22 protein-coding genes and 1 pseudogene are annotated in these 23943 nt (G+C 73.1%); 14 read left to right on the plus strand and 9 right to left on the minus strand.

The window, feature by feature from the left end:
* Nucleotides 1–15 precede the first annotated feature (15 nt).
* A complete protein-coding gene (locus AB0I42_RS13065; protein ID WP_357536960.1) occupies nucleotides 16–1239 on the minus strand; it encodes an acetyl-CoA C-acetyltransferase in 1224 nt (407 codons plus the stop codon).
* 134 nt (nucleotides 1240–1373) lie between these two features.
* Here AB0I42_RS13065 and AB0I42_RS13070 point away from each other — a divergent pair, with 134 nt between their 5' ends.
* The 5 genes from AB0I42_RS13070 to AB0I42_RS13090 all read left to right on the plus strand — a co-directional run bounded on the left by AB0I42_RS13070 (nucleotide 1374) and on the right by AB0I42_RS13090 (nucleotide 6000).
* A complete protein-coding gene (locus AB0I42_RS13070; protein WP_357536961.1) occupies nucleotides 1374–2159 on the plus strand; it encodes an SDR family oxidoreductase in 786 nt (261 codons plus the stop codon).
* Nucleotides 2156–3004 carry an SDR family oxidoreductase gene (locus AB0I42_RS13075; protein ID WP_357536963.1) on the plus strand — a complete coding sequence of 283 codons (849 nt, stop codon included), beginning with the start codon at nucleotides 2156–2158 and terminating at the stop codon, nucleotides 3002–3004. The genes AB0I42_RS13070 and AB0I42_RS13075 overlap by 4 nt, the downstream gene beginning before the upstream one ends.
* Before the next feature lie 30 nt (nucleotides 3005–3034).
* The gene (locus tag AB0I42_RS13080; RefSeq protein WP_357536964.1) at nucleotides 3035–4057 is read left to right on the plus strand and encodes a phosphotransferase family protein; all 1023 of its coding nucleotides are present in this window, start codon (nucleotides 3035–3037) and stop codon (nucleotides 4055–4057) included.
* A gap of 70 nt (nucleotides 4058–4127) precedes the next feature.
* Nucleotides 4128–5342: an acyl-CoA dehydrogenase family protein gene (locus tag AB0I42_RS13085; RefSeq protein ID WP_357536966.1), complete on the plus strand. Its 1215-nt coding sequence runs from the start codon at nucleotides 4128–4130 to the stop codon at nucleotides 5340–5342.
* A gap of 52 nt (nucleotides 5343–5394) precedes the next feature.
* A complete protein-coding gene (locus tag AB0I42_RS13090) occupies nucleotides 5395–6000 on the plus strand; it encodes a TetR/AcrR family transcriptional regulator (RefSeq protein ID WP_357536968.1) in 606 nt (201 codons plus the stop codon).
* A 13-nt stretch (nucleotides 6001–6013) separates the two neighbouring features.
* Here the strand turns inward: AB0I42_RS13090 and AB0I42_RS13095 are convergent, their stop codons facing one another.
* Nucleotides 6014–7048, minus strand: a complete 1035-nt coding sequence (locus AB0I42_RS13095; protein ID WP_357536969.1) for a hypothetical protein — start codon at nucleotides 7046–7048, stop codon at nucleotides 6014–6016.
* A 97-nt stretch (nucleotides 7049–7145) separates the two neighbouring features.
* Nucleotides 7146–7868: a CPBP family intramembrane glutamic endopeptidase gene (locus tag AB0I42_RS13100; RefSeq protein WP_357536971.1), complete on the minus strand. Its 723-nt coding sequence runs from the start codon at nucleotides 7866–7868 to the stop codon at nucleotides 7146–7148.
* Nucleotides 7869–7929: 61 nt separating this feature from the next.
* Here AB0I42_RS13100 and AB0I42_RS13105 point away from each other — a divergent pair, with 61 nt between their 5' ends.
* The gene (locus tag AB0I42_RS13105; RefSeq protein WP_357536972.1) at nucleotides 7930–8514 is read left to right on the plus strand and encodes a TetR family transcriptional regulator C-terminal domain-containing protein; all 585 of its coding nucleotides are present in this window, start codon (nucleotides 7930–7932) and stop codon (nucleotides 8512–8514) included.
* A 135-nt stretch (nucleotides 8515–8649) separates the two neighbouring features.
* The gene (locus AB0I42_RS13110) at nucleotides 8650–11544 is read left to right on the plus strand and encodes an AAA family ATPase (protein ID WP_357536974.1); all 2895 of its coding nucleotides are present in this window, start codon (nucleotides 8650–8652) and stop codon (nucleotides 11542–11544) included.
* Nucleotides 11545–11552: 8 nt separating this feature from the next.
* Here AB0I42_RS13110 and AB0I42_RS13115 read toward each other — a convergent pair whose 3' ends face one another.
* From AB0I42_RS13115 to AB0I42_RS13125, 3 genes are all read right to left on the minus strand, one after another.
* On the minus strand, nucleotides 11553–12629 hold the full coding sequence (locus tag AB0I42_RS13115) for an alcohol dehydrogenase catalytic domain-containing protein (RefSeq protein ID WP_357536976.1): 1077 nt from the start codon (nucleotides 12627–12629) through the stop codon (nucleotides 11553–11555).
* The gene (locus AB0I42_RS13120; protein WP_357536978.1) at nucleotides 12626–14044 is read right to left on the minus strand and encodes an aldehyde dehydrogenase family protein; all 1419 of its coding nucleotides are present in this window, start codon (nucleotides 14042–14044) and stop codon (nucleotides 12626–12628) included. Before AB0I42_RS13120 ends, AB0I42_RS13115 begins: the two co-directional genes overlap by 4 nt.
* Before the next feature lie 91 nt (nucleotides 14045–14135).
* Nucleotides 14136–14774, minus strand: coding sequence for a TetR/AcrR family transcriptional regulator C-terminal domain-containing protein (locus AB0I42_RS13125; protein ID WP_357536979.1), 639 nt, complete (start codon nucleotides 14772–14774; stop codon nucleotides 14136–14138).
* An 89-nt stretch (nucleotides 14775–14863) separates the two neighbouring features.
* On the opposite strand from AB0I42_RS13125, the gene AB0I42_RS13130 reads away from it, so the two are divergent.
* From AB0I42_RS13130 to AB0I42_RS13150, 5 genes are read left to right on the plus strand one after another with little or no spacing between them, the layout of a single operon-like run.
* Complete coding sequence (locus AB0I42_RS13130) at nucleotides 14864–16015, plus strand: acyl-CoA dehydrogenase family protein (protein WP_357536980.1); 1152 nt, start codon at nucleotides 14864–14866, stop codon at nucleotides 16013–16015.
* A 20-nt stretch (nucleotides 16016–16035) separates the two neighbouring features.
* Entirely contained in the window at nucleotides 16036–16794 is a 759-nt protein-coding gene (gene fabG / locus AB0I42_RS13135; protein ID WP_357536982.1) for a 3-oxoacyl-ACP reductase FabG, read from the plus strand.
* A gap of 34 nt (nucleotides 16795–16828) precedes the next feature.
* Complete coding sequence (locus AB0I42_RS13140) at nucleotides 16829–18001, plus strand: acyl-CoA dehydrogenase family protein (protein WP_357536984.1); 1173 nt, start codon at nucleotides 16829–16831, stop codon at nucleotides 17999–18001.
* Nucleotides 17998–18465, plus strand: coding sequence for a MaoC family dehydratase (locus tag AB0I42_RS13145; RefSeq protein WP_357536986.1), 468 nt, complete (start codon nucleotides 17998–18000; stop codon nucleotides 18463–18465). The genes AB0I42_RS13140 and AB0I42_RS13145 overlap by 4 nt, the downstream gene beginning before the upstream one ends.
* Nucleotides 18462–20027, plus strand: coding sequence for a long-chain fatty acid--CoA ligase (locus AB0I42_RS13150; RefSeq protein WP_357536988.1), 1566 nt, complete (start codon nucleotides 18462–18464; stop codon nucleotides 20025–20027). The genes AB0I42_RS13145 and AB0I42_RS13150 overlap by 4 nt, the downstream gene beginning before the upstream one ends.
* A gap of 2 nt (nucleotides 20028–20029) precedes the next feature.
* Here the strand turns inward: AB0I42_RS13150 and AB0I42_RS13155 are convergent, their stop codons facing one another.
* From AB0I42_RS13155 to AB0I42_RS13165, 3 genes and pseudogenes are all read right to left on the minus strand, one after another.
* On the minus strand, nucleotides 20030–20488 hold the full coding sequence (locus tag AB0I42_RS13155) for a DUF6069 family protein (protein WP_357536990.1): 459 nt from the start codon (nucleotides 20486–20488) through the stop codon (nucleotides 20030–20032).
* A gap of 143 nt (nucleotides 20489–20631) precedes the next feature.
* The gene (locus AB0I42_RS13160; RefSeq protein ID WP_357537158.1) at nucleotides 20632–21630 is read right to left on the minus strand and encodes an RNA polymerase subunit sigma-70; all 999 of its coding nucleotides are present in this window, start codon (nucleotides 21628–21630) and stop codon (nucleotides 20632–20634) included.
* A gap of 183 nt (nucleotides 21631–21813) precedes the next feature.
* Nucleotides 21814–22653 (minus strand): annotated as a pseudogene (locus AB0I42_RS13165) (LysR substrate-binding domain-containing protein); the annotation flags it as partial.
* A gap of 104 nt (nucleotides 22654–22757) precedes the next feature.
* Here AB0I42_RS13165 and AB0I42_RS13170 point away from each other — a divergent pair.
* Nucleotides 22758–23309 (plus strand): pyridoxamine 5'-phosphate oxidase family protein, encoded by a 552-nt coding sequence (locus tag AB0I42_RS13170; RefSeq protein WP_357536992.1) that lies wholly within the window; start codon nucleotides 22758–22760, stop codon nucleotides 23307–23309.
* Nucleotides 23310–23362: 53 nt separating this feature from the next.
* Nucleotides 23363–23926 (plus strand): dihydrofolate reductase family protein, encoded by a 564-nt coding sequence (locus tag AB0I42_RS13175; RefSeq protein ID WP_357536994.1) that lies wholly within the window; start codon nucleotides 23363–23365, stop codon nucleotides 23924–23926.
* The last annotated feature ends 17 nt before the right edge of the window (nucleotides 23927–23943 follow it).

Genomic DNA, 23943 nt, shown 5'->3' on the forward strand with positions numbered 1-23943 from the left:
GCGGGTGTCGTGGCCTCAGCGCAGCCGCTCGACGATCATCGCCATGCCCTGGCCGCCGCCGACGCACATGGCCTCCAGGCCGATGGTCCTGTCGTGCCAGCTCAGCGAGTTCAGCAGGGTGGTGGTGATGCGGGCACCGGTCATCCCGAACGGGTGGCCGACGGCGATCGCCCCGCCGTTGACGTTCAGCCGGTCCTCGTCGATGCCGAGTTGGTCGGCGCTGGCCACCACCTGCACCGCGAACGCCTCGTTGATCTCCACCAGGTCGACGTCGGAGATGGACATCCCGGCCCGGGCCAGGGCCTGCCGGGACGCCTCGACCGGGCCGAGCCCCATGATCTCCGGGGACAGCGCGGACAGCCCGGTGGCGACGATCCGGGCCAGCGGCGCGATGCCCAGTTCCCGGGCGCGAACGTCGGACATGACCACCAGCGCCGCCGCGCCGTCGTTCAGCGGGCAGGAGTTGCCGGCGGTCACCGTGCCGTCGGGGCGGAAGACCGGCTTCAGCGCGGCGACCGCCTCCCGGGTGACCCCCTTGCGCGGGCCGTCGTCGGCGGTGACCACGGTGCCGTCCGGGCGGGTGACCGGAGTGATCTCGCGGGCCCAGAAGCCGGCGGCGATCGCCTGTTCGGCGCGGTTCTGCGAGCGGACCGCGAACTCGTCCTGCCGGGCCCGGCTCACCCCGTGCAGCTGGGCGACGTTCTCCGCGGTCTGCCCCATCGCGACGTAGACGTCGGGCAGTCCGCCGTCCGCGCGAGGGTCACACCATGGCGCCGCGCCCGGCATCCCGGCCCGCTCCGCGGTCCGTTCCATCGCCCGGGCGAAGCGCGGGTTGGTGGTCTCCGGCAGCCCGTCGCCGCGGCCGCGGGCGTAGCGGGACACCGCCTCGACCCCGGCCGAGACGAAGACGTCCCCCTCGCCGGCCCGGATCGCGTGGAACGCCATCCGGGTGGTCTGCAGCGAGGAGGAGCAGTAGCGGTTGACCGTGGTGCCGGGCAGGTGGTCGAGGCCGAGCAGGACGGCGACGACCCGGCCCAGGTTGTAGCCCTGCTCGCCGGCGGGTTGCCCGGTGCCGAGCACGAGGTCGTCGATCTGGCGTGGATCGAGCTGCGGTACGGCGTCCAGGGCGGCCCGCACGATCGTCGCGGCCAGGTCGTCGGGGCGTACGTCGGTCAGGGAACCCTTGTTGGCACGGCCGATCGGGGAGCGGGCGGCGGCGACGATGACGGCTTCGGGCATGGCTTCAGACGTCCTCTCCGGAGCATCAATGTGCACCAAGAGTGCGCTTACTTTGAGTCCGCTGTCCATCGAATCCCGGGTGGGAATCGTCACGGTGATTGACGGGCCGGGCGGGCGTTCCTAAAATCAGCACTGTGACTGCAAAATCTGAGCATCCGGTCGACGGTCGCCTCGCCGGTCGGGTGGCCCTGGTGACCGGCGCCAGTCGCGGCATCGGGCTGGCCGTCGCCCGACGCCTCGTCGCCGAGGGCGCCCGGGTCGTGATCACCGGCCGCAAGGCGGCGCCGCTCGCCGAGGCGGTGACCGCCCTCGGCGGCCCGGCGGTGGCCCACGGCGTCCCCGGCGCGGCCGACGACCCCGAACACCGGGCGCGGGCCGTCGCCGAGACGACCGACACCTTCGGCCCGCTCGACATCCTGGTCAACAACGCCGGCACCAACCCGGTGTACGGGCCGCTCACCGAACTCGACCTCGGCGCGGCCCGGAAGATCATGGAGGTCAACGTGCTCGCCGCGCTCGGTTGGGTCCAGCAGGCCCGCGCGGCCGGCTTCGGCGAACACGGCGGTGCCGTGGTCAACCTCTCCTCGGTCTCCGCGTTCAAACCCGCCGCCGGCATCGCCTTCTACGGCATCAGCAAGGCCGCGCTCAACCAGCTCACCGCCGCGCTCGCCGTCGAACTGGCGCCCCGGATCAGGGTCAACGCGGTCGCCCCGGCGGTGGTGAAGACCCGCTTCGCCGCCGCCCTCTACGAGGGGCGCGAGGCCGAGGTCGCCGCCGGATACCCGCTCGGCCGGCTCGGCGAACCGGCCGACGTCGCCGCCGCCGTCGCCTTCCTCGCCGGCCCCGACGCCGCCTGGATCACCGGCCAGACCCTGATCGTCGACGGTGGACTGACCGTCGCCGACCGGGCCGCCGGATGACCCCGGTCGGCCTCGACCTCACCGACGCGGTGGTGGTGGTCACCGGCGGCGGGTCGGGCATCGGGGCCGCCCTTGCCGAACGCTTCGTCGCCGCCGGTGCCCGGGTCGTCGTCAACGACCTGGACCCGGCCGCCGCCGAAGCCGTCGCCGCCCGGACCGGCGCCCTCGCCGTCGCGGGCGACGCCGCCGACCCCGACTTCGTCCACCGGCTCGTCGACCGGGTCTGGACCGAACTCGGCGGCCTGGACCTCTTCTGCGCCAACGTCGGCATCGCTCCCGAAGGGGGAGCCGACGCCCCGGTCGAGGTCTGGACGACGGCCTGGCGGGTCAACGTCATGTCCCAGGTCCACGCCGCCCGCGCGCTGCTGCCCCGCTGGCTCGCCGACGGGCAGGGCCGGCTCCTGGTCACCGCCTCCGCCGCCGGGCTGCTGACCATGCTCGGCAACGCGCCGTACTCGGTCACCAAACACGCCGCGCTCGGCTTCGCCGAATGGCTGCGGGCCAGCTACGAGCACCGGGGGATCGTCGTCCAGGCGCTCTGCCCGCAGGGCGTACGCACCCCGATGCTGGCCCGCTCCGGGCCGATGGGCGGCGCGCTGCTCGACGACGGCGCGCTCACCGCCGACCAGGTCGCCGACTCGGTGCTGGCGGCGATGGCCGACGACCGCTTCCTGGTGCTGCCGCACCCCGAAGTGGCAGACTTCTATCTCCACCGGGCCAGCGACCCGGACCGGTGGCTGAGCGCGATGAACCGCCTGCAACAGCGCCACGAGTCGGCGCCCACCCACGTCCGGCCCGGCGCGGAGGGAGCCGTCATGGGCGAGCGCGGCAAGCCGGCGTCATGAGCGGGCCGGCAGCATGAGCGGGCGGGCAGCATGAGCGGGCCGCCCGGTCTGGACCTCGACCGGCTCCGCGAACACCTCGACCGGCATGCCCCGGGCCTGGTCGCCGGGCACCTGCGGGCCGAACTGCTGGTCGGTGGCCGGTCCAACCTGACGTACGCGGTGACCGACGGGACGTCGCGGTGGGTGCTGCGCCGCCCACCACTCGGACACGTCCTGGCCACCGCACACGACATGACCCGGGAATACCGGGTACTCAGCGCGCTCGGGCCGCCCGGCTTCCCCGTACCGCCGACGGTGCTCCTCTGCCCGGACCCGGCAGTCCTCGGCGCCCCCTTCTACCTGATGGCACACGTCGACGGCGTCATCCACCGGGACCCCGCCGAGCTGGAACGGCTCGGTCCGGACCGGGTACGCGCCCTCGTGCTCGCCCTGGTGGAGGTGCTCGCCGACCTGCACGCCGTCCCGCCGGCCGAGGTGGGGCTGGCCGACTTCGGCCGCCCGCAGGGCTACAACGACCGGCAGGTCCGGCGCTGGAAGCGCCAGCTCGACGCCTCGCGCGGCCGCGACGTGCCGGGCATCGACCACCTGCACGAGCGGCTGGCCGCGGCCGTACCCGCCGGCGGCGCCGGCACGATCGTGCACGGCGATTTCCGGCTGGACAACGTGCTGATCGGCCCGGAGGGCGGGATTCGCGCGGTGCTCGACTGGGAGATGTCGACCCTCGGTGACCCGCTGAGCGACCTGGCACTGATGCTGATCTACGCCGACCGGCCGATGCCCGCCGCCGACGGCCCGACCCGCCCCGCGCTCGCCGTACCCGGTCACCCCGACCCGGCCGAGATCGCCGCGCACTACGCGCGCCGATCCGGCCGCGACACCAGCGGCCTGCGCTGGTATCTCGCCTTCGCCGCCTTCAAGCTCGCGGTGATCCTCGAGGGCGTGCACTACCGGTACGTGCGGGGGCAGACGGTCGGCCCCGGCTTCGAGGGGATCGGGGCGCAGGTCGTCCCGCTGGTCCGGCAGGCACACGAGACCTTGGACGGTTCGGCATGAGCGAGCGTGGCGAGCGAATGGGTTGGCTCAGGTGGGTTCATGACGACTGCGAGCGAAGCGAGCAGGCGGCATGAACTTCGACTTCGATGACCGTACGGAGGAACTGCGGGCCCGGCTGCTCGAGTTCATGGCCGAGCGGATCTATCCGGCCGAGCAGGTCTTCGCCGAGCAGGCCCGGCACTCCGGCTGGTCGCACCCGCCGGTCCTCGACGAACTGCGCGCCGAGGCCCGCCGGCGCGGGCTCTGGAACCTCTTCCTTCCCGGCGCGTACGGCGCCGGCCTGACCAACCAGCAGTACGCCCCGCTCGCCGAGATCACCGGACGCAGTCCCGGCCTGGCCCCGGCCGCGCTGAACTGTGCCGCCCCGGACACCGGGAACATGGAGGTGCTGGCGGAGTTCGGCACCGGGGCGCAGCGCGAGCGGTGGCTGGAGCCGCTGCTGGACGCGCGGATCCGGTCGGCGTTCGCGATGACCGAGCCGGATGTCGCCTCCTCCGACGCGACCAACATCGCCACCCGGATCGAACGCGACGGCGACGAGTACGTCGTCAACGGCCGCAAGTGGTTCATCACCGGGGCGATGAACCCGCTCTGCCAGGTCTTCATCGTGATGGGCAAGACCGACCCGGACGCGCCCCGGCACCGGCAGCAGAGTCAGATCCTGGTGCCCCGGGACACCCCGGGAGTCACCATCCGCCGGGGCATGCACACCTTCGGCTGGGACGACGCCGACCACGGTGGGCATGCCGAGATCGACTTCGTCGACGTACGGGTGCCGGTGGAGAACCTGATCTCCACGGAGGGCTCCGGGTTCGCGATCGCCCAGGCGCGGCTCGGCCCGGGCCGGGTGCACCACTGCATGCGGCTGATCGGCATGGCCGAACGGGCCCTCGAGCTGATGTGCCGCCGGGTCAGCGGCCGGTACGCGTTCGGCGGGCCGCTGGCCGACCAGGGGGTGGTCCAGGACTGGATCGCCGAGGCCCGGGTCCGGATCGAGCAGGCCCGGCTGCTGGTGCTCAAGACCGCCTGGTTGATGGACACCGCGGGCAACAGGGCCGCCCGCACCGAGATCCAGGCGATCAAGATCGTCGTGCCGGAGATGGCCCAGTGGGTGGTGGACCGGGCCATCCAGGCACACGGCGCGGCCGGGGTGAGCCAGGACACCCCGCTGGCGCGGCTGTGGGCGTCGGCCCGGACCATCCGGCTCGCCGACGGCCCCGACGAGGTGCACCGGCGGTCGCTGGCCCGGCGTGAGCTGCGCCGCCACCAGCCGGCGGGCGACTGACCGCCACTACACTGCGGGTGCAGGTTTCGACGGTCGGCGGGAGCACGAGGCGATGACGGACACCGAGGCACCGGTGCGGGTGGATGGACGCACCGCCCGCGCGGAACGCACCCGGGCGGCGATCGTCGACGCGCATCTGGCGCTGATCGGTGAGGGCGACCTGCGGCCGACCGGTGAGCGGATCGCCGAGCGGGCCGGGGTCTCCCTGCGGGCGCTCTGGACCAATTTCAAGGACATGGAGACCCTGTTCGAGGCCAGCGGTGAGCGGGTGCTCGCCGAGCAGCAGGCCGCCCACCGGCCGATCCCGGCGGAGTTGCCGCTGGCCAAGCGGGTGGACGCCTTCTGCCGGCAACGTGCCCGGCTGCTCCAGCTGATCACTCCCTCGGCGCGGGCCGCGCAGTTGCGCGAACCGACCTCGGAGCAGTTGCGCCGTAACCGGGCCAAGCACATCGAACGGCTCCGGGACGAGGTGGGCGAGGTGTTCGCCGTCGAACTCGCCGCGGCCGGGCGGGGCCGCGGGCAACTGCTCAACGCGGTGGTCGCGGCGACGATGTGGCCGGCCTGGTCGATGCTCCGCGACGGGCTGGGGCTCGGCGTCGACGAGGCCCGCCGGACGATGGCCCGTACCGTCACCGCCCTGCTGACCGCCCGCGACTGACCGCCCGCGACCGTCACTCGACCGCGGTGGCGAGTTCGGGTTCGAGCGGTCGGTTGGCGGGGATGTCCCGCCACTGCCTGATGTCGGTGATCAGTCGCGGCGCGGATACCGAGAGGTCGTCGAGGTCGACGGTGACGGCGGCGACGCCGACCATCGGCCCGACGCATCGCCAGGACGTTTCACGTTCGGTGCAGACCGCCTCGTAGTAGCGCATCTCGCGGGACGTACCGGGAATCAACCACCGTTGCTCGTAGACCTCAAGGCCGCTGACGTGGGCGACCCCGCTCTCGTCGAGCCATTCGTCGATCCACGCGCGCAGGGTCTGTGCGATCGTCTGCCACTCCTTCGCCGGCCAGACGGGGCGGACGCGGCCGGCGTGGGCGGACGGGGTGGTGGCCGCCGCCGGCCAGACCTCGACGGTGTGGTGGAACGTCTCCTTCAGGGCCGCGTCCAGGTGCCGCTCGGTGACCCGCAGGACGGGCGGCAGCTCCGGGTCGGGAGCCGCCAGGCCGGCGAGCACGGATGCGTCGACGAGGTTGACGCCGGGGGCGGCGTCCTGGTCGGGAAACCGCCAGTCCTCCCGGCACGGTTGGAGACGGAGCGGCGTACGGTCCACCGGGCCGGCGTCGTCGGCGGCGATCCAGACCACCTCGTGCGACGGCTGCCCGATCTCGTGGACGGCGACCAGTGCGTACCCGCAGCGTCGAAAGGCCGCCACCAGGGTGCGGTAGCGGTCCGCCCGTTCCCGGGCCGCCCGTACGGCGGACCGCAGATCCTCCTCGTCCACGGCGCTGTCGGGCGCGCCGCCGACGTTCACCACGACCGCGGCGTCGGAGTCGTCGCCGAGTGCGAAGACGACCTCGGCGGCGCCGTCGGCCGTTGCCTGCCGTACGGTCACGAGCCGCAACTGACCGGGGTGGGTCTCCTCGGCGAGCGCGGTCACGGCCTCGACGGGGTCGGGAGCGGCCGCGCACCCGGACAGGGCCAGCACCGCCGTCACAGCCACCGCGACCAGGGCGCTGACCGGCCGTCCCGCTCTCCGCCCCATCCGCTCCATCCATCCCGCTCGGGCTCGGGCTCGTTCGGCACCGTGAGTCCGTCGACCCGCACACGGTATCGGCCTAGATCAAGTCTGCTCCCGGGTCTCAGCCGGCCTGGGCGGCGAAGGCCAGCACGACCAGGAACCCGTTGCTCACGGCGTGGGCGATGATCGGTACCCAGAGGTTGCGGTGGTGGTGCAGGAGCCAGGCGAAGAGGAGGCCGGCCAGCAGCGCGCTGACGGTGTTGAAGACGCGGGGCAGGTGGACTACGGCGAAGAAGCCCGCCGACAGGGTGATGGCGGCGACGGCGGGAAGCCGTGCGGCCAGCCCACGGTAGAAGACGCCTCGGTAGAGGACCTCTTCGTACAGGGGGCTGGCGATCGCGCCGAAGGCGAGTGCGAAGACGAACTGTGCCAGCAGGCTCCCGGCGGGGTAGCCCCCCTCACCTCCGCCGCCTTCGACGATCGCCGCCGGAAGCGCCAGGAGCAGGCCGAGGGTCAGGGCCGCCTTGGCCAGCCCCCAGCCGATCGCGGCGCCGACCTGACCGCCTCTCGGGCGGTCCAGCATGAGGGGCTTTCTGATCGCGCCGAACCGGTGCCGGACGACAGCCAGCCCGACGGCCAGCTGTGTGCCGTTGATCAGGGTCCACGCGATGCTCGACGAGGCCATCTCCGACATGCCCAGCCGGGCCGGTCCCTGGGCCAGGAACTCCGCCACCGTCGAGTTGGCGAGGCCGATCCCGACGATGAGCACCACCGCCATGTCGGCGTAGCCGAAGCGCGGGGCGTTGCGTACCGGGGCGGTGTGACCAGGGGACAAGTCGCTCATGACATCGAGATTAGGTGGTTGACCTATTTCGGTCAAATGACCGATCATCTATGATCGCAGCATGCCGAAGGTCGTGGATCACGAGGAGCGGCGACGCCATCTCGGCGCCGCCGCCTGCGTCGTGCTGGGGCGGGTCGGGTCGGTGGGGATGACCGTCCGGGCCGTCGCGCAGGAGGCCGGGATGGCTCTCGCGACCGCCCAGCACTATCTCCCGACCCGGGAGCGCATGGTTCGGGCCGCGATCGACCACCTGGTGGACCGGGTGGTGCGGCGGGCGCGGACGATCCCGGCCGACCCGATCACCCTGGACGTCATCCGGCAGGCGATGTGGCAACTCCTCCCGCTGGACGAGGAGCGCGTCCTCGAGGCGCGCGTCTGGCTGGCGTTGACGGCGGAGGCGCTGGTCGACGAGCAGGTCGCGGCGATCCTGGCGGAGAGTGAGACCGGGTTGCGCGCCAACCTCGAGCGTCTGCTCTCCGCCGGCAAGGTGAACGGCACCGTCGGCTCCCATGTGGACGCGCGGGCCGAGGCCACCGCCTTGACCACGTTGATGGACGGCATCACCGTGCGTGTGCTCACCACCGCTCTCGCGCCGGACGACGCCCGCGATCAGGTCGACGGCTACCTCGCCCGGCTCGCGTCCTGATCGCGGGCGGGTCGGTCCGAGGTGTGAGGGTCGAGGCGTAGGGGCCCGTCGTCGTGCCTCAGGTGAGCGAAATGTCGCCCTCTTCCGATCTCGTTACCAATAGGTAACACTCACTATATGATTGATGCATCGCTAGTGCAAAAATCTGTGCTGCGGGGCCGGAGCGCGGCACGCCGGGCGATCACCGACCTGATCGACGCGGCGGCCACCGGCACCGGCGGCGCCCTGCTGCTGCACGGCGAACTCGGCCTGGGCAAGACCGCACTGCTCGACGACGGCAGCGTGACCGCGGCCGCCCACCCCGCCGGGTTCACCGTCCTCGCCGCCAAAGGGCTGCCCGACGAGGCCGACCTGCCGTACGCCGTACTGCACCGGCTCCTCGAACCCCTCGCCGGACGGATCCCGCCGCTGCCCGGCCGGCAGGGCGACGTGCTCACCCGCGCCCTGGGCGGGGAGGGCTGCCCCGAGCCGGACCGGCTGGTCCTCTGCCGGGCCGTCCTCGGCCTGCTCGGTACGGCCGGCACCGGACGTCCCCTGTTCTGCCGCCTCGACGACACGCACGCCGCCGACCCACCGTCGCTCGACGTGCTCGCCTTCGCCGCCCGGCGGCTGCGCCCGTACCGGGTCGCCATGGTGCTCGCCGGCGACGCGGCGGAGGCGGTCTGCGACGTACCGGCGCTCGGGCTGACCCCGCTCGACGAGACGGACAGTCTGGGCCTGCTCGGCGACCTGGTCCCCGACGGCCTGCCGGCCGACACGGCCGCGGCACTGGCCTGGCTCGCGCGGGGCAACCCGCAGGCGCTCACCGACCTCGCCACCACCCTCACCCCCGCCCAGCGGTACGGCGACGAGCCGCCGCCCACGGCACTGCCCCCCGACGGCGTGCTCGGCCGGTCCTACCGGGACCGGTTGCGCCGGCTTCCCGCCGAAACCCGCTGGCTGCTCCTGCTCGCCGCCGCCGACGAGGCACTCGACCAGTTCGGCCTGGTCCGGGCCGCCGAAGCCTCCGGTACCCGGCTGACCGCCCTCGCCCCGGCGGAGCTCGCCGGCCTGATCCGCGTCGACGCCCACGGGGTCGGCTTTCCGCAGCGACTGCTCCGGACCCTGGCCTACCAACAGGCACCGCTGGCCCGGCGCCGCGCCGCGCACCTGCTCCTGGCCCGGACCATCAGCACCGGACCCGACCAGCGACTGCGTCGGGCCGTACACCTGGCCACCGCCGCCGACGGCCCGGACGAACCGCTCGCCGCCGAACTGGAACGGGCCGCCGCGCACGTCCGCGCCAGTGCCCCCGACCCCGGCGCCGGCCCGTTCCGTACGACCGCCGGCCGACCCGATCCGGCCGGGGGCTACGCGACCGCCTCGGCGGCCCTGGAACGCGCCGCCCAGCTCACCGACGCCCGGACCGGCGCCGCGGCCGATCTCCGGCTCGTCGCCGCGGCCCGGTACGCCTGGCTGGCCGGCGACCCGCAGCGTGCCCGCCGGCTGCTCTTCCGGATCGGCGACACCGGCGCGGACCCGGTGGTGCGGGCCCGGGTCCGGCTGCTGCGCGGCGAGATGGCCCTGCGCACGGGTGTCGCCGGTGACGCACCGGAGCCGCTGCTGGCCGCGGCCGAGGTGCTGGCCCCGACCGATCCCCGGGCGGCCCTCGGCGCGCTGGTACAGGCCGGCGAGGCGGTCTGCCTCTCCGGCGACTACCGCCGGTACGCCGAGATCGCCCGCCGCGCGGCCGCGCTGTGCCGGCCGGACGCCACCGCCGCCGCCCTGGTCGCCCACGAACACATCACCGGCTCCGCCGCGACCTTCGAGGGCCGCCACCGCGACGCGGTCGCCGCCCTGCGCCGGGCGGTCGACCTCGCCGCGTCGCTGGACGACCCCGTCGGGCTTATCGCCGCCAGCGCCGCCGGCCTGCTCGCCGCCGACGACGCCGCCGCCGGCCGGCTCGCCTCCCGGGCCGTGGCCCGGGCCCGGGCCACCGGCGACGTCTCGGCCCTGCCCCGGGCGTTGGAGCTGCTGAGCTACGCCCACTACTGGCTCGACCCGACCGGTCCGGCGGCGGTGGCGGCGGCCCGGGAAGGGCTGGCGGTGGCCGGGGACAGTGGGCAGGACAACTGCGCCGCCAACCATCGGGGCATGCTCGCCCTGCTGGCCGCGATCCGCGGCGACCGGGCCGTGGCACTGCGGCACGGCCAGCCCGGCGCGGGCGCGCACGCCGGCGGGCAGCGGCCCTGGGCGCTGGGCCAGTGGGCGCTGGCGGTGCTGGACCTGACCGAGGGCCGGGCGACGGCCGCCGCCGCCCGGCTGCACGCCCTGGCCCGACCCGGCACCGGCCGGGGCCAACTCGTCGTGCAGGTGATGGCCACGCCGTACCTGGTCGAAGCGGTCGCCCACGCCGACCCGGCGGGACCCGCGACGGCGGCACGGCGGGCGCGGGCACTCCACGCGTCGGCCGTCTTCGACCGCTGGGCCGACGGCACCGGGAATCCGGCCCGCCGGGCCGTGGCGGCCCGCTGCCGCGCACTGCTGGCCCCCCGGGGCAGCGGGGCGGCCGAGGACTGGTTCCGGCAGGCGCTGCGGCTGCACGCGGCGGGCGGGGCGGAGTTCGAGCGGGCGCGTACGGAACTGCTCTTCGGCCGGGAGTTGCGTCGCTCGCGCCGACCCCGGGACGCCCGGGAGCACCTGCGCCGGGCGATGGAGACGTTCCAGCGGCTCGGTGTCGCCGGCTGGGCACAGCAGGCGACGGCGGAACTGCGGGCGGCGGGTGCGGCGGTCCCGGCCCACACCGCCACCGCGCGCCGGCCCGTCGGCGACCCCCGGCCGCCGGGTGGTGCCGTACGCCCGTCGGTCGACGTGCGGACGCTGACCCCCCAACAGTTGCGGATCGCCCGGCTGGTGGGGGAGGGGGCGACGAACCGGGAGGTGGCCGCCTGTCTGCACCTGAGCCCCCGGACCGTCGACCACCACCTGCGCAACATCTTCCACCGGCTCGGCCTGCGGTCCCGGATCGAGCTGGCCCGCGCCCTGCGCTGAGCCGGTGGTCAGTCGAACAGCACCACCGTGCGGGCACCCTCGCCCCGGGCCATCCGGGCGAAGGCGGCCGGCGCCTCGTCCAGTCCACACCGGTCGGTGATCAACGGACCGAGGTCGAGTGACCCGTCGAGCACCGCGGCGGCCAACTCCGGCAGGTGCCGGTCCGGGTCCGAGGACCCGTAGACCGAGGAGCGCAGGGTACGCGCCGAGTGGAAGATCTCCAGCGCGCTCAGTTCGACCAGGTCGTCCTTGCCGCCCATCCCGACCACGGTCACCTGGCCGCCGCGCCGGGCGGCCCGCCAGGCGGTGCGGATCGTGGTGGCCCGGCCGACGCATTCGAAGGCGTGGTCGACCCCGCGCCCGCCGGTCAGCGTCCGGACCTGTCGGGTGAGGGTGTCGTCGGCGACCAGGAAGTCCGTGGCCCCGGCGGCCATCGCCAGCTCACGCTTGGCCCCGGCGAGGTCGGCGGCGACGACGCGTCCGGCACCGGCCGACGCGGCGGCGATCACCGTGGCCAGGCCCACCCCGCCGAGCCCGAGAACCAGCACGGACTCACCCGGCGCGACGGCGGCGGTCCGGGTGACGGCACCGACCCCGGTCAGGACGGCGCAGCCGAGCAGGGCGGCCGATTCGAACGGCAGCCCGGCCGGCACGGCGATCACCGCCCGTTCGCCGACCACCACCTCCTCGGCGAGTGCGCCGAGGCCGAGGGTGACGTGCAACGGATCGCCCCCGGCGGTCCGGCCCCGGGCCACCGACGGGGTGCCCGCCTCGGCACAGAGCCACGGTTCGTCGTGCCGGCAGGGCCAGCACCCGCGGCACGGCGGTGCCCAGTTCAGCACCACGTGGTCGCCGACACCGACCCGGCGTACGTCGGCGCCGACCTCGGTCACCAGCCCGGCGGCCTCGTGCCCGAGCACGAGCGGGTACGTCGGGGTGACCGTCCCGTTCGTCATCGACAGGTCGGAGTGGCAGACCCCGGCGGCGCGGACCCGGACCCGGACCTCGCCCGGCCCGGGGGCGGGCAGTTCGATGTCGGTGACCGTGGGCGGCGCGCCGACGCCGGCGACGACCAGCGCCCTCATCGCTGGATCGACTTGAGCTGGGTGAACTCGGCGAGCCCGTGCACGCCCAGTTCGCGGCCGATCCCGGACTGCTTGTAGCCGCCGAACGGGGCGAGCGGGTTGAAGGAGCCGCCGTTGACGTCCACCGAGCCGGTGCGGATCCGGCGTGCGACGGCGAGCGCCCGTTCCTCGTCGCCGGCGAAGACCGCGCCGGCGAGGCCGTACCGGGAGTTGTTCGCGATGGCGACGGCCTGGTCGGTGTCGTCGAAGGGGATGACCGCCAGGACCGGTCCGAAGACCTCCTCCTGGGCCAGGGCGCTGTCGGGGTCGACGTCGGCGATGACGGTCGGCGCGACGAAGTGGCCCCGGTCGGGGACCGGCGCGTCCGGACCGCCGGTGACGAGCCGGCCGCCGTCGGCGAGGCCGCGCGCGATGTGTTTCCGTACGCGGTCGCGTTGGGTGGCGGAGACCAGCGGTCCGAGCCGGGTGTCCGGGTCGAAGGGATCGCCGAGCCGGTATCCGGCGGCGATGTCGGCGGCCAGTTCGAGGGCTTGCGCGTAGCGGGTGCGGTGCACGAGCATCCGGGTCCAGGCGGTGCAGGTCTGGCCGGAGTTGACGAAGCAGTTGCCGATGCCGGCCTTCACGGCGGTGGTGAGGTCGGCGTCGTCGAGGATGATGTTCGCCGACTTGCCGCCGAGTTCGAGTGCGACCCGGGCGATCCGGTCGGCCGCCAGGTGCGCGATCTGCCGGCCGACGGCGGTGGAGCCGGTGAAGGAGACCATGTCCACGTCCGGGTGCCCGGCGAGGGCCGCGCCGACCACCGGACCGGTCCCGGTGACCAGGTTGACCACCCCGGGCGGCAGCCCGGCCTCGTCGATCGCGTCGAAGAGCTGGTAGGCGACCAGCGGGGTCAGTTCGCTGGGCTTGAGTACGACGGTGCAGCCGGCGGCGAGGGCGGCGGCGAGCTTGGCGACCACCTGGTGCAGCGGGTAGTTCCACGGGGTGATGGCGCCGACGACGCCGACCGGCTCGCGCAACACCAGGGAGTTGCCGATGGTCTCGGCGGGGGCGGGCTGCCGGGCCAGGTCGGCGTAGCCACGCAGCACCCGCAGCGGGAGTCCGACCTGGACCCGGGCGGCGAACTTGCGCGGGCTGCCGAGTTCGCGGCCGATGGTCTCGGCGAGGGCGTCGGCGCGGGAGGCGAGTGCGTCGTGCAGCCGGTCGAGCGCCGCGGCCCGGTCGGCCGGGCCGGTGTCGGCCCAGCCGTCGAAGGCGGCGCGGGCCGCGGCGACGGCCCGGTCGACGTCGGTGGCGGTGCACGCCGGGATCTCGGCGATGGTCTCCTCGGTGGCCGGGTTCTCCACCGGGATCGTCCCGGTGCCCTCCGGCCGCACCCATCGACCGCCGAGGTGGATTTCGGTACGGGTGAGCTGCATCGGTGGACCTCTCACTCGGGTGAGTGGGCAGCGGTGCCGTCTGGCGGCAATAACTAGCGCCGCAAGTTTTCCGACTGTAGCGCCCGCCGCCTCACCGATCCATAGGCCGGGCGAGTTTCTCGTAGTCGGTCGAGAGGCCGTCGATGAGCGCGTCCAGGCCGAGGGCGAACGCCCCGTCGTCGACGCTGCGCTGGTGTTCGGCGAGCCGGTGTGCCTGGCCGAGGTGGGGGTGTCCGTCGTAGAGCGCCGGATCCTCGATGAAGCCCTTCGCGAACGAGCCGAGGGTGGAGCCGGTGACCAGGTAGCGCATCAGCGCGCCGATGTGGGTGGCCTTCGCCGGCGGCCAGCCCGCGTCGACCAGTCCTCCGTAGACGGCGTCGGCCATCCGTAGCGCCGCCGGCCGCCGGCCCGGCCCCTGGGCGAGGTACGGGACGATGTTCGGGTGCGCGAGCAGCGCCTCGCGGTAGGACATCGCCCAGAGTCGCAGCGCCGCCCGCCATTCGTGCGTACGGAAGAACGAGACGTCCACCTCGGCGATGATCGTGTCGGCGACCGCGTCCAGGATCTCGTCCTTGGTCGCGAAGTGGTTGTAGAGCGAGGGGCCGCGGACCCCGAGTTCGGTGGCGAGCCGGCGGGTGGAGAACCCGGCCAGCCCCTCGGTGTCGATGAGTCGGGCGGCGGTGGCCACGATTCGTTCCCGGCTGAGCAGGGCCTTGCTGGGACGCGGCATCGGTCGGTCTCCTCCGGAACGGGTGCGCAAGGAACTCTTCCACATTCGGGTCTGGACGAGATAAAACTTGCAGCGCTAGTTTAATGTCCATGGATCTGAGCCTCTCGCCCGAACAGGCCGCCGCGCGTCAGCTCGCGGCCGAGTTCGTCGATCGTGAGGTGGCGCCGTACGCCGCCGCGGCCGACCGCGCCGAACAGGTCGACCCGGCCGTCGTCGGGAAGCTCGGCGACCTCGGCTTCCTCGGGCTGACCATCGACGAGGCGGACGGCGGCTCCGGCGGCGACCATCTGACCTACTGCCTGGTGCTGGAGGAACTCGGCCGGGGCGACCCGTCCGTACGCGGCATCGTCTCGGTCTCCCTCGGCCTGGTCGCCAAGTCGATCGCCGCCCACGGCACACCCGGGCAGAAGGCCCGCTGGCTGCCCGGACTCTGCGCCGGCGACCTGCTCGGCGCCTTCGCGCTCACCGAACCCGATGTCGGATCCGACGCCGCCGCACTGCGTACCCGGGCCGAACGCGCCGGTGACGACTGGCTGATCAGCGGGGCCAAGGTGTTCATCACCAACGGCACCCGCGCCGACGTCGTCCTCCTCTTCGCCCGTACCGGCGGCCCCGGCCCGCGCGGCATCACCGCCTTCCTGATCCCCGCCGACAGCGCCGGCCTGACCCGCCGCCCGATCCACGGCAAACTCGGGCTGCGCGGCCAGGACACCGCCGAACTCGCCCTCGACCGGGTCCGGGTGCCCGACAGCGCCCGGCTCGGCGCCGCCGGCGCCGGCTTCGACCTGGCGCTGCGCGCCCTGGCCAAGGGCCGGATGTCGGTCGCCGCCGGCTGCGTGGGCATCGCCCAGGGCAGCCTGGACGCCGCACTCGGCTACGCGGCCCAACGGGAACAGTTCGGCAAACCGATCGCCGGCCACCAACTCGTGCAGCAACTGATCGCCGAGATCGCCGTCGACACCGCCGCCGCCCGGCTGCTCGTCTGGCAGGTCGCCGACCTGATCGACCGTGGACAGCCCTTCGCCACCGAGTCGTCGGTGGCCAAACTCTTCGCCACCGAGGCCGCCGTCCGCGCCGCCAACAACGCACTCCAGGTCTTCGGCGGGTACGGCTACGTCGACGAGTACCCGGTCGGCAAGTACCTGCGCGACGCCCGCGTCGCCACCCTCTACGAGGGCACCAGCCAGATCCAGCAACTCCTCATCGGGCGGGCGCTCACCGGCGTCAGCGCCTTCAAGTGACAACCACCAGGGAGAGCCCCGTGAACAGATTCGCCGACCGGGTCGCCATCGTCACCGGCGCCGCCCAGGGGATCGGTGCCGCCACCGCCCGCCGGCTCGCCGCCGAGGGAGCCGCCGTCGCGGTCGTCGACCTCGACCCCGAGCGGAGCGAACTCGTCGCCGACGAACTCACCGCCGCCGGCGGCCGGGCGATCGGCATCGGCTGCGACGTCACCGACGCCGACGCGGTCGAGGCGATGACCCAACGGGTGGTCACCGAACTCGGCGGACCGCACATCCTGGTCAACAACGCCGGCATCACCCGCGACAACCTGCTCTTCAAGATGTCGGCCACCGAATGGAACGCGGTGCTGAACACCAACCTGACCAGCATGTTCCACTGCTGCCAGGCGGCTCAGAAACACATGGTCGCCGCACGCTACGGCCGGATCGTCAACCTGAGCAGCCGCTCCGCGCTCGGCAACCGCGGGCAGGTCAACTACGCCGCGGCCAAGGCCGGGGTGCAGGGGCTCACCGCCACCCTCGCCATCGAACTCGGGCCGTACAACGTCACCGTCAACGCCGTCGCTCCCGGCTACGTCGCGACCGCGATGACCGCCGCCACCGCCGTCCGGGTCGGCGCCACCCCCGAGGACCACCAGCGGACGGTGGCCGACCTGACCCCGCTGCGCCGGGTCGGCCAACCGGAGGAGATCGCCGCCGTGGTCGCCTTCCTGGCCAGCGACGACGCGTCGTACGTCAGCGGCCAGACCCTCTACGTCAACGGCGGCGCCCGCTGACCGCCGGCACCGACGAACACGCCAGGAGGAGACCGTGGACTTCGCACCGAGCGACGAGGAGCGGGCGATCCGGGACACCGCCCGGGAGTTCATCAACCGGGAGATCATGCCGCTGGAGCCGGAGGTGCTCCGCCGCGAACGTGCCCACCTGCCGGGCCTGGAACCCGGCCAGCTACGCGAGCTGCAGCTGCGGGCCCGCAAGTTCGGCTTCTGGGGCCTCGACACCCCCGACGAGTACGGCGGGATGGGCCTGCCGGCCGTCACCCAGTCACTGGTCTGGACCGAGCTGGGGCGCACCTTCGTCCCGTTCCGGTTCGGCGGCGAGGCCGACAACATCCTCTTCCACGCCAACGAGGAGCAGAAGCGCGAATACCTGCTGCCGACCATCGAGGGCGAACGCCGCTCCTGCTTCGCCATCACCGAACCCGGCGCCGGCTCCGACGCGGCCAACATCCGCCTCACCGCCCGCCGCGACGGCGACGACTGGGTCCTCGACGGCGAGAAGACCTTCATCACCGGCGGCAACGAGGCCGACTTCGCCATCGTCATCGCGGTCACCGACCGCGACCGCGACGTCCGCCGGGGCGGCAGCACCGCCTTCCTCGTCGACCGCGACATGGGCTGGCGCTCGGAGTTCATCCAGACGATGGGGGAGGGCGGCCCGGCCGCGTTGGTCTTCCAGGACGTCCGGGTACCGGCCCGCAACGTCCTCGGCGAGGTCGGCCAGGGCTTCGCGCTGGCCATGCAGTGGATCGGCAAGGGCCGGTACGTCATCCCGTCGCACGCGCTCGGCATCGCCGAACGCGCGCTGGCCATGGCGATCGACCACGCGAACACCCGGCACACCTTCGGCCGGCCCATCGGCGACAACCAGGCCATCGCCTGGATGCTCGCCGACTCCGAGACCGAACTGGAGGCGGCCCGCTGGCTGGTGCTGCGCGCCGCCTGGACCGTCGACGCCGGACTCGACCCGAGGCACGCCTCGTCGATGGCGAAACTCTACGGCGCCGGCATGGTCAACCGGGTGGTCGACCGGGTGATGCAGATCCACGGCGGCATGGGCTACACCCGGGAACTGCCGATCGAACGCTGGTACCGGCAGGCCCGGCTGCTGCGCATCTTCGAGGGCACCGACGAGATGCAACGACTCATCATCTCCCGCGACCTGCTGCGCGGCTACACCAAGCTCGGAGGGCACCTCGCGTGAGAACCTTCGGATCGCCTGCCGAACTCGCCGCCGCGGTCGGCGACATCCTCGGCCCCGGGCGGTGGCACCCGGTCGGTCAGGACCGGGTCGACCTCTTCGCCGACGCCACCGACGACCACCAGTGGATCCACGTCGACCCGCGCCGGGCCGCCGCCGGACCGTTCCGTGGCACCGTCGCCCACGGCTATCTCACCCTCTCGCTGCTGCCGGCCCTGGTCCGCGACGTCTACCGGGTCGACGGGGTGCGGATGGGGGTCAACTACGGGCTGAACCGGGTACGGTTCCCGGCCCCGCTGCGCACCGGTGGCCGGATCCGGGCCAGCGTCCGGATCGACGCGGTGACCGAGGCGGCCGGTGGGCTCCAGGTGGTCAAGACCGTCACCGTGGACAGCGACGGCGGCGGCAGACCGGTCTGCGTGGCCGAGACGGTCAGCCGCCTCTACCTCGCCGGGGAGGAGTCGTGACCAGCCTCTCGCTCGCCACCGTGCTCGCCGAATCCGCCCGGCGGCACCCCGCGAAGGTCGCCGTCGTCGACGGCGACACCCGGGTCACGTACGCGCGGCTGTGGCACGAGGCCCGCACCTACGCGGCCGGCCTGCGTGAACTGGGCGTACGGCCCGGCGACACCGTCGCCCTGCTCGCGCCGAACGTGGTCGACTTCCCGCGCGCCTACTACGGGGCGCTCGCGGCCGGCGCGGTCGTGGTTCCGGTGCACCTGCTGCTCACCGCCGACGAGGCCGCGTACGTGCTCCGCGACAGCCGGGCCGACCTGCTGGTCTGCCACGCCAGCCAGCTCGCGATGGGCGCGGCGGCCGCCGAACGGGCCGGCATCCCGCTGGTCACCGTCGGCGCGGTGGCCCCGGTGCCCGCCCAGCGTCCCGCGCCGCCGGTCCGGCGCCTGGAGGACCTGTGCGCCGGACTCGAACCGGTGCTGTCGTACGTCTCCCGTGGCGCCGAGGACCCGGCGGTGATCCTCTACACCAGCGGCACCACCGGCGAGCCGAAGGGCGCCGTGCTGACCCATCTCAACCTGGTGATGAACGCCATGGTGAACGTCTTCGACGCCAACGACGCCCGACCGACCGACGTGGTGCTCGGCTGCCTGCCGCTGTTCCACACCTTCGGGCAGACGGTGGCGATGAACGGCACCTTCCGCATCGGCGGCACCCTGGTGCTGCTCGCCCGGTTCACCGGCCCCGCCGCGCTGGACCTGATGGTCCGCGAACGGGTGGACGTCTTCCACGGCGTGCCGACGATGTACATCGCGCTGCTGGAAGCCGCCGCCGGCCGCGACGAGCTGCCCCGGCCGCGGCTGTGCGTCTCCGGCGGCGCGTCACTGCCGGTCGCCGTACTCGAACGCTTCAACACCGCCTTCGGCACCACGATCTTCGAGGGGTACGGCCTGTCGGAGACCGCACCGACCGCGACCACCAACCAGCCGCACTTCGGCACCCGCGCCGGCACCGTCGGGCATCCGATCTGGGGCGTCGAGGTCGAGATCGCCCGCCCGGAGGTTCCGGATCGCGTCGAGCTGCTGGGCGTCGGTGAGCTGGGCGAGATCGTCATCCGCGGGCACAACGTCTTCGCCGGATACCTCGGCCGTCCGGAGGCGACCGCGGAGGCGGTCGTCGACGGCTGGTTCCGCACCGGTGACCTCGGCACCCGCGACGCCGACGGGTTCGTCACCATCGTCGACCGGACCAAGGACGTGGTGATCCGGGGCGGGTTCAACGTCTACCCCCGCGAGGTCGAGGAGGTGCTCGCCCGGCACCCGGCGGTCGCCCAGGTCGCCGTGATCGGCGTACCGGACCCGGTGCACGGTGAGGAGATCTGCGCCGTGGTCGTGCCCGACCCGGCGGCCGACCCGCCACCGGACGGGGAGGAACTGATCGCCTGGGCCCGCGAGCGGCTCGGCCGGCACAAGTATCCGCGCCGGATCCGGTTCCTCGAACGGCTGCCGCTCGGGCCGAGCCACAAGGTGCTGAAACGGCAGCTGCGCCGCACCTTCGCGGCGGAACACCGGTGACGTCACGAACCGCGCTCGCCGCAGCGGGTGCGCAGGCTCCGCGCCAGGGTGGGGATCATCACCGCCGCGGGGACGAGATGCAGCCCGAGGAGGGCGGCGATGGTGGCGGTGTTCGCCCCGGCGAGGAAGGGCGGGACCATCGAGATCGCGGTCAGCGACACCGCCGTCCACACGAATCGCCGGGCGGGGTGGGCGCTCCAACGAAGAAGAGCGACGGCGATGACGATGCCAACGACCGAGAAGAAGCCGGTCACGACGGCGAACCCGGCCAACGGGATCGTCTCGCCGCTGTCGGAGACTGCGAAGTCGACGCCAACGGCCCGGGCAAGCGCGGCGGCGAGGGTGGTGGCCACCGTCGCCACGAGCGCGGCGATGAAGCCGGTGACGGCGAGCCCGCCGAGTCGGACGGGGTGGCTGGTCCGGCCCGGTGCCGGGCTCGCGGCGACCCCGGTGTCATTCATGCTGTTCACGTTGTTCCTCCACCATTCGGTAACCGTCGTACGGGGTGTGTCGACCGGCAGGTGCCGGTCCTGGTCCCGGGATGACGACGCGCACCCTCGCCCGGCGACGGCCGGGTCGCGCGGGGCGCGGACGCCGAACCGGACTACTCCGTGCCGTCCGCCGGCAGGCGCTCCGGCAGCCCGAGCCGCGCGAACTGGTCGTCGTGGAACGTGACGATCTCGGTGATCGCCCCGCCCGTGACGCGCAGGACGTCGATCGTCAGTGGCAGGTACGCCCCCTCCGGCTTCCGCCGGTGGTAGAAGGCGACGGCCGGCTGCCGGTTCACGGAGGTAGGGACGGCGCGCAGGTGCTTCATGCCCTCGAAGCCGCTCTCGATCCAGTCGTTCACCACCGCGTCGCGGCCGACGTACAGGCCGGGCGTGGGCGGCATCGAGCAGCGGACGTCGTCCCGCAGCAGTGCGGCGAGCCTGTCGACGTCCGTGGCCACGCTGGCGTCGGTGTAGCGGCGCACCAGTTCGCGCGTCCCGGCGTCCTCCTCGCCGCCGGTCCAGTCCTGCCGCTCGGCGGGCAGGTGCTCCCGCATGCCGGCGCGGGCCCGCTGCAACGCGCTGTTCACGGAGTTGACGGAGTCCCCGAGGAGTTCCGCGACGTCCTTCGCCGGCCAGCCGAGCACGTCCCGCAGGATCAGTACGGCCCGCGGACGCGGCGCGAGGTGCTGGACCGCGACCAGGTAGGCCAGCTCGATCGTCTCCCGCGCGACGGCGACGGTCTCCGGCTCGTCCGCGTCGCCCGCGGGCAGTTCGTCGAGCAGCCGGTCCGGGTAGGGCTGCAGCCACCGCACCTCGCCGCCGGTCGCGGGCTCCGGGCGGCACCTGGCGAGCAGGTCCAGGCAGGCGTTGGTGGCGATCCGGTACAGCCAGGCCCGGAACGTCGACCGCCCCTCGAAGGTCTCCCGCCGCCGCCAGGCACGCAGGAACGTCTCCTGCACGGTGTCCTCGGCGTCCTCGAACGACCCGAGCATCCGGTAGCAGTGCACGTGCAGCTCCCGCCGGTGCCGCTCCGCCAGCCCCGAGAACGCCGGCTCGTCGACCTCGCCCAGACCACTCACGCCCAGCTCCTCCAGCCGTGTGTCCGCACTCATCACGTCATCCCTCCGCCTTGTCGTGTCCCGTCGTACGTATGACGGGTGCGGGCCCGACAACTCATCACCAGGGGCGGTCGGCATGGCTGGGCAGGGGCTGCCGGCCGGGGTCGAGTCGGCGCCGGCGGGATCGGCACTGGTGGCGGAGGGTGGGTGGACGGCCGGCCCGGCGGCGTGGTGGAGGAAGGCCGACGCGAGGGGGCCGAGGTCGTCGGTGCGCCAGACCAGCGCGTAGTCGAAGGTGGGGCGTCCGGCGATGGGTACGCAGGTGAGACCGGGGCGTGGATAGAGCTGCCCGGTCTGGGCGCCGACGACGGCGACGCCGTGGCCGGAGGTGACGTAGGCGAGCATTTCCTGGAAGCCGGGCAGGAACGTGATTCTGGCCGTCGGCCAGGCGATGGGGAGATGGTGCTCGATCCAGTAGTCGGGGAGGCCCTGCGCGAAGAGGAAGTTCTGTTCGGCCAGATCGGCGGGTGCGACGTGGGCGCGCCGGGCCAGGTGGTGGTCGGTGGGGACGGCGAGCAGTGCCGCTTCGGACAGCAGCACCGGCCCGACGGTGAGGTCCGGTTCGGTGACCGGCAGCGGCAGGACCGACAGGTCGACTTCACCGCGGCGTAGCGGCCCGCACAGGTCGGCCAGGGCGGTCTCGCGGATGGTGACCCGGCAGTCGGGTGTGCGGGTGTGGAAGGTGTCGACCAGGGTCAGGACGTGGCGCGCGACGGCGGCGGACATGTAGCCGAGGTGGAGTTCGCCGGTGGTGCCGTGGCCGGCGGCGATCGCCCGCGCGATCGCCGTCTGGACCTGGGCGTAGGCCGGGCCGAGTTCGTCGAGGAGCTGTCGGCCGAGGGGGGTGAGGTCCACCCGGCGGGTGGTTCGGGTGAACAGCGGCGCCCCCAACCGGCGCTCGATCTTCTTGATCGTTTGGCTGATCGAGGCCGGGGCCGCCCGCAGACGCTGGGCGGTGCGAGCGAAATGCAGTTCCTGGGCCAGTGCGAGGAACACCTCGATGTCCTGCCGTTCCATTCCATGATTGTTCAGCCCGGCTGAACAATCATGCAAATTCTCGCTGTTGATCGCGCCGCCTCCGGCTGACCAGGATGGCCCTGACAGCACGAACGGGAGGCGTGATGGCAGGCGAACCGGTCGACCTGAACAGCCGACGGGTGGGGGGAGCGTCGATGTGGGCCACCGTGCCGCGCCTGCTCGCGCAGCACCACTACCTCGTCCTCGGTACCGCGGACAGCGAGGGCCGCCCGTGGGCCACCCCGGTGTTCTACGCGGCCGACGGCGAGCACCGGATCCTGTGGGTGTCCGCACCCGACAGCCGGCACTCCCGCAACATCGCCGCGCGTCCCGAAGTGGCGATCACCGTCTTCGACACGCACGCGCCTATCGGCGGAGCGGAGGCGCTCTACCTGGAGGCGACCGCTGAACCGGTCCCCGACGATGCCCGTGCCGCGGCCCTCGCCGTGCTCAACACCCGGCTGCCAACCAGTCACCAGTTGGGCCCGGACGACCTCGAACCAGCGGGACCGTTACAGGTCTACCAGGCCGCCATCGCCAGGCATTTCATACTCATCCGGGGCGGTGACACCCGGTTCGACAACGTCACCGACGCCCGGCTCGCGGTCACCCCACCTGATCCCGGCACACCGATATCCCCCGACCGGCCGGTCTAGGGCGCTCGCATCCGCTTGCATGGCAGGTGAGCCACGACGGAAGGAGAACGGGCATGGGCAAGCTGATCTACTCGATGATCACGTCCCTCGACGGCTACGTGAGTGACCCGGACGGCAAATTCGACTGGGGCTTCCCCGAACAGGAGTTGCACGAGTTCGTCAACGAGTTGTCGCGCTCGTTCGGAACGTACCTCTACGGTCGCCGGATGTACGAGACGATGGTCTACTGGGAGACCGCGCACACCCTGCCCGATCCGCCCCCGTTCATCCTGGAGTACGCCCGGGCCTGGCAGGCCGCCGACAAGGTCGTCTACTCCACGACGCTGAACGAGGTCGCCAGCACACGGACGCGGATCGAGCGGACGTTCGACCCGGACGCGGTGCGCGCCCTGAAGGCGGAATCCGATCTCGACATCACCGTCGACGGGCCCAACCTCGCGGCGCAGGCGGTTCGTGCCGGACTGGTCGACGAGTTCCAGCTCTACGTCGCGCCGGTCATCGTCGGTGGCGGCAATCCGTTCTTCCCCCCGGTGCGCGTCGACCTCGAACTGCTCGACGAGCGCCGCTTCGGCAACGGTGTCGTCTACCTTCGATACGGCGTACGGCACGACGCCTAGCCGGGCGGCAGCCCGGC

It is taken from the genome of Polymorphospora sp. NPDC050346, assembly GCF_040655695.1.
GTDB lineage: Bacteria > Actinomycetota > Actinomycetes > Mycobacteriales > Micromonosporaceae > Polymorphospora > Polymorphospora lycopeni.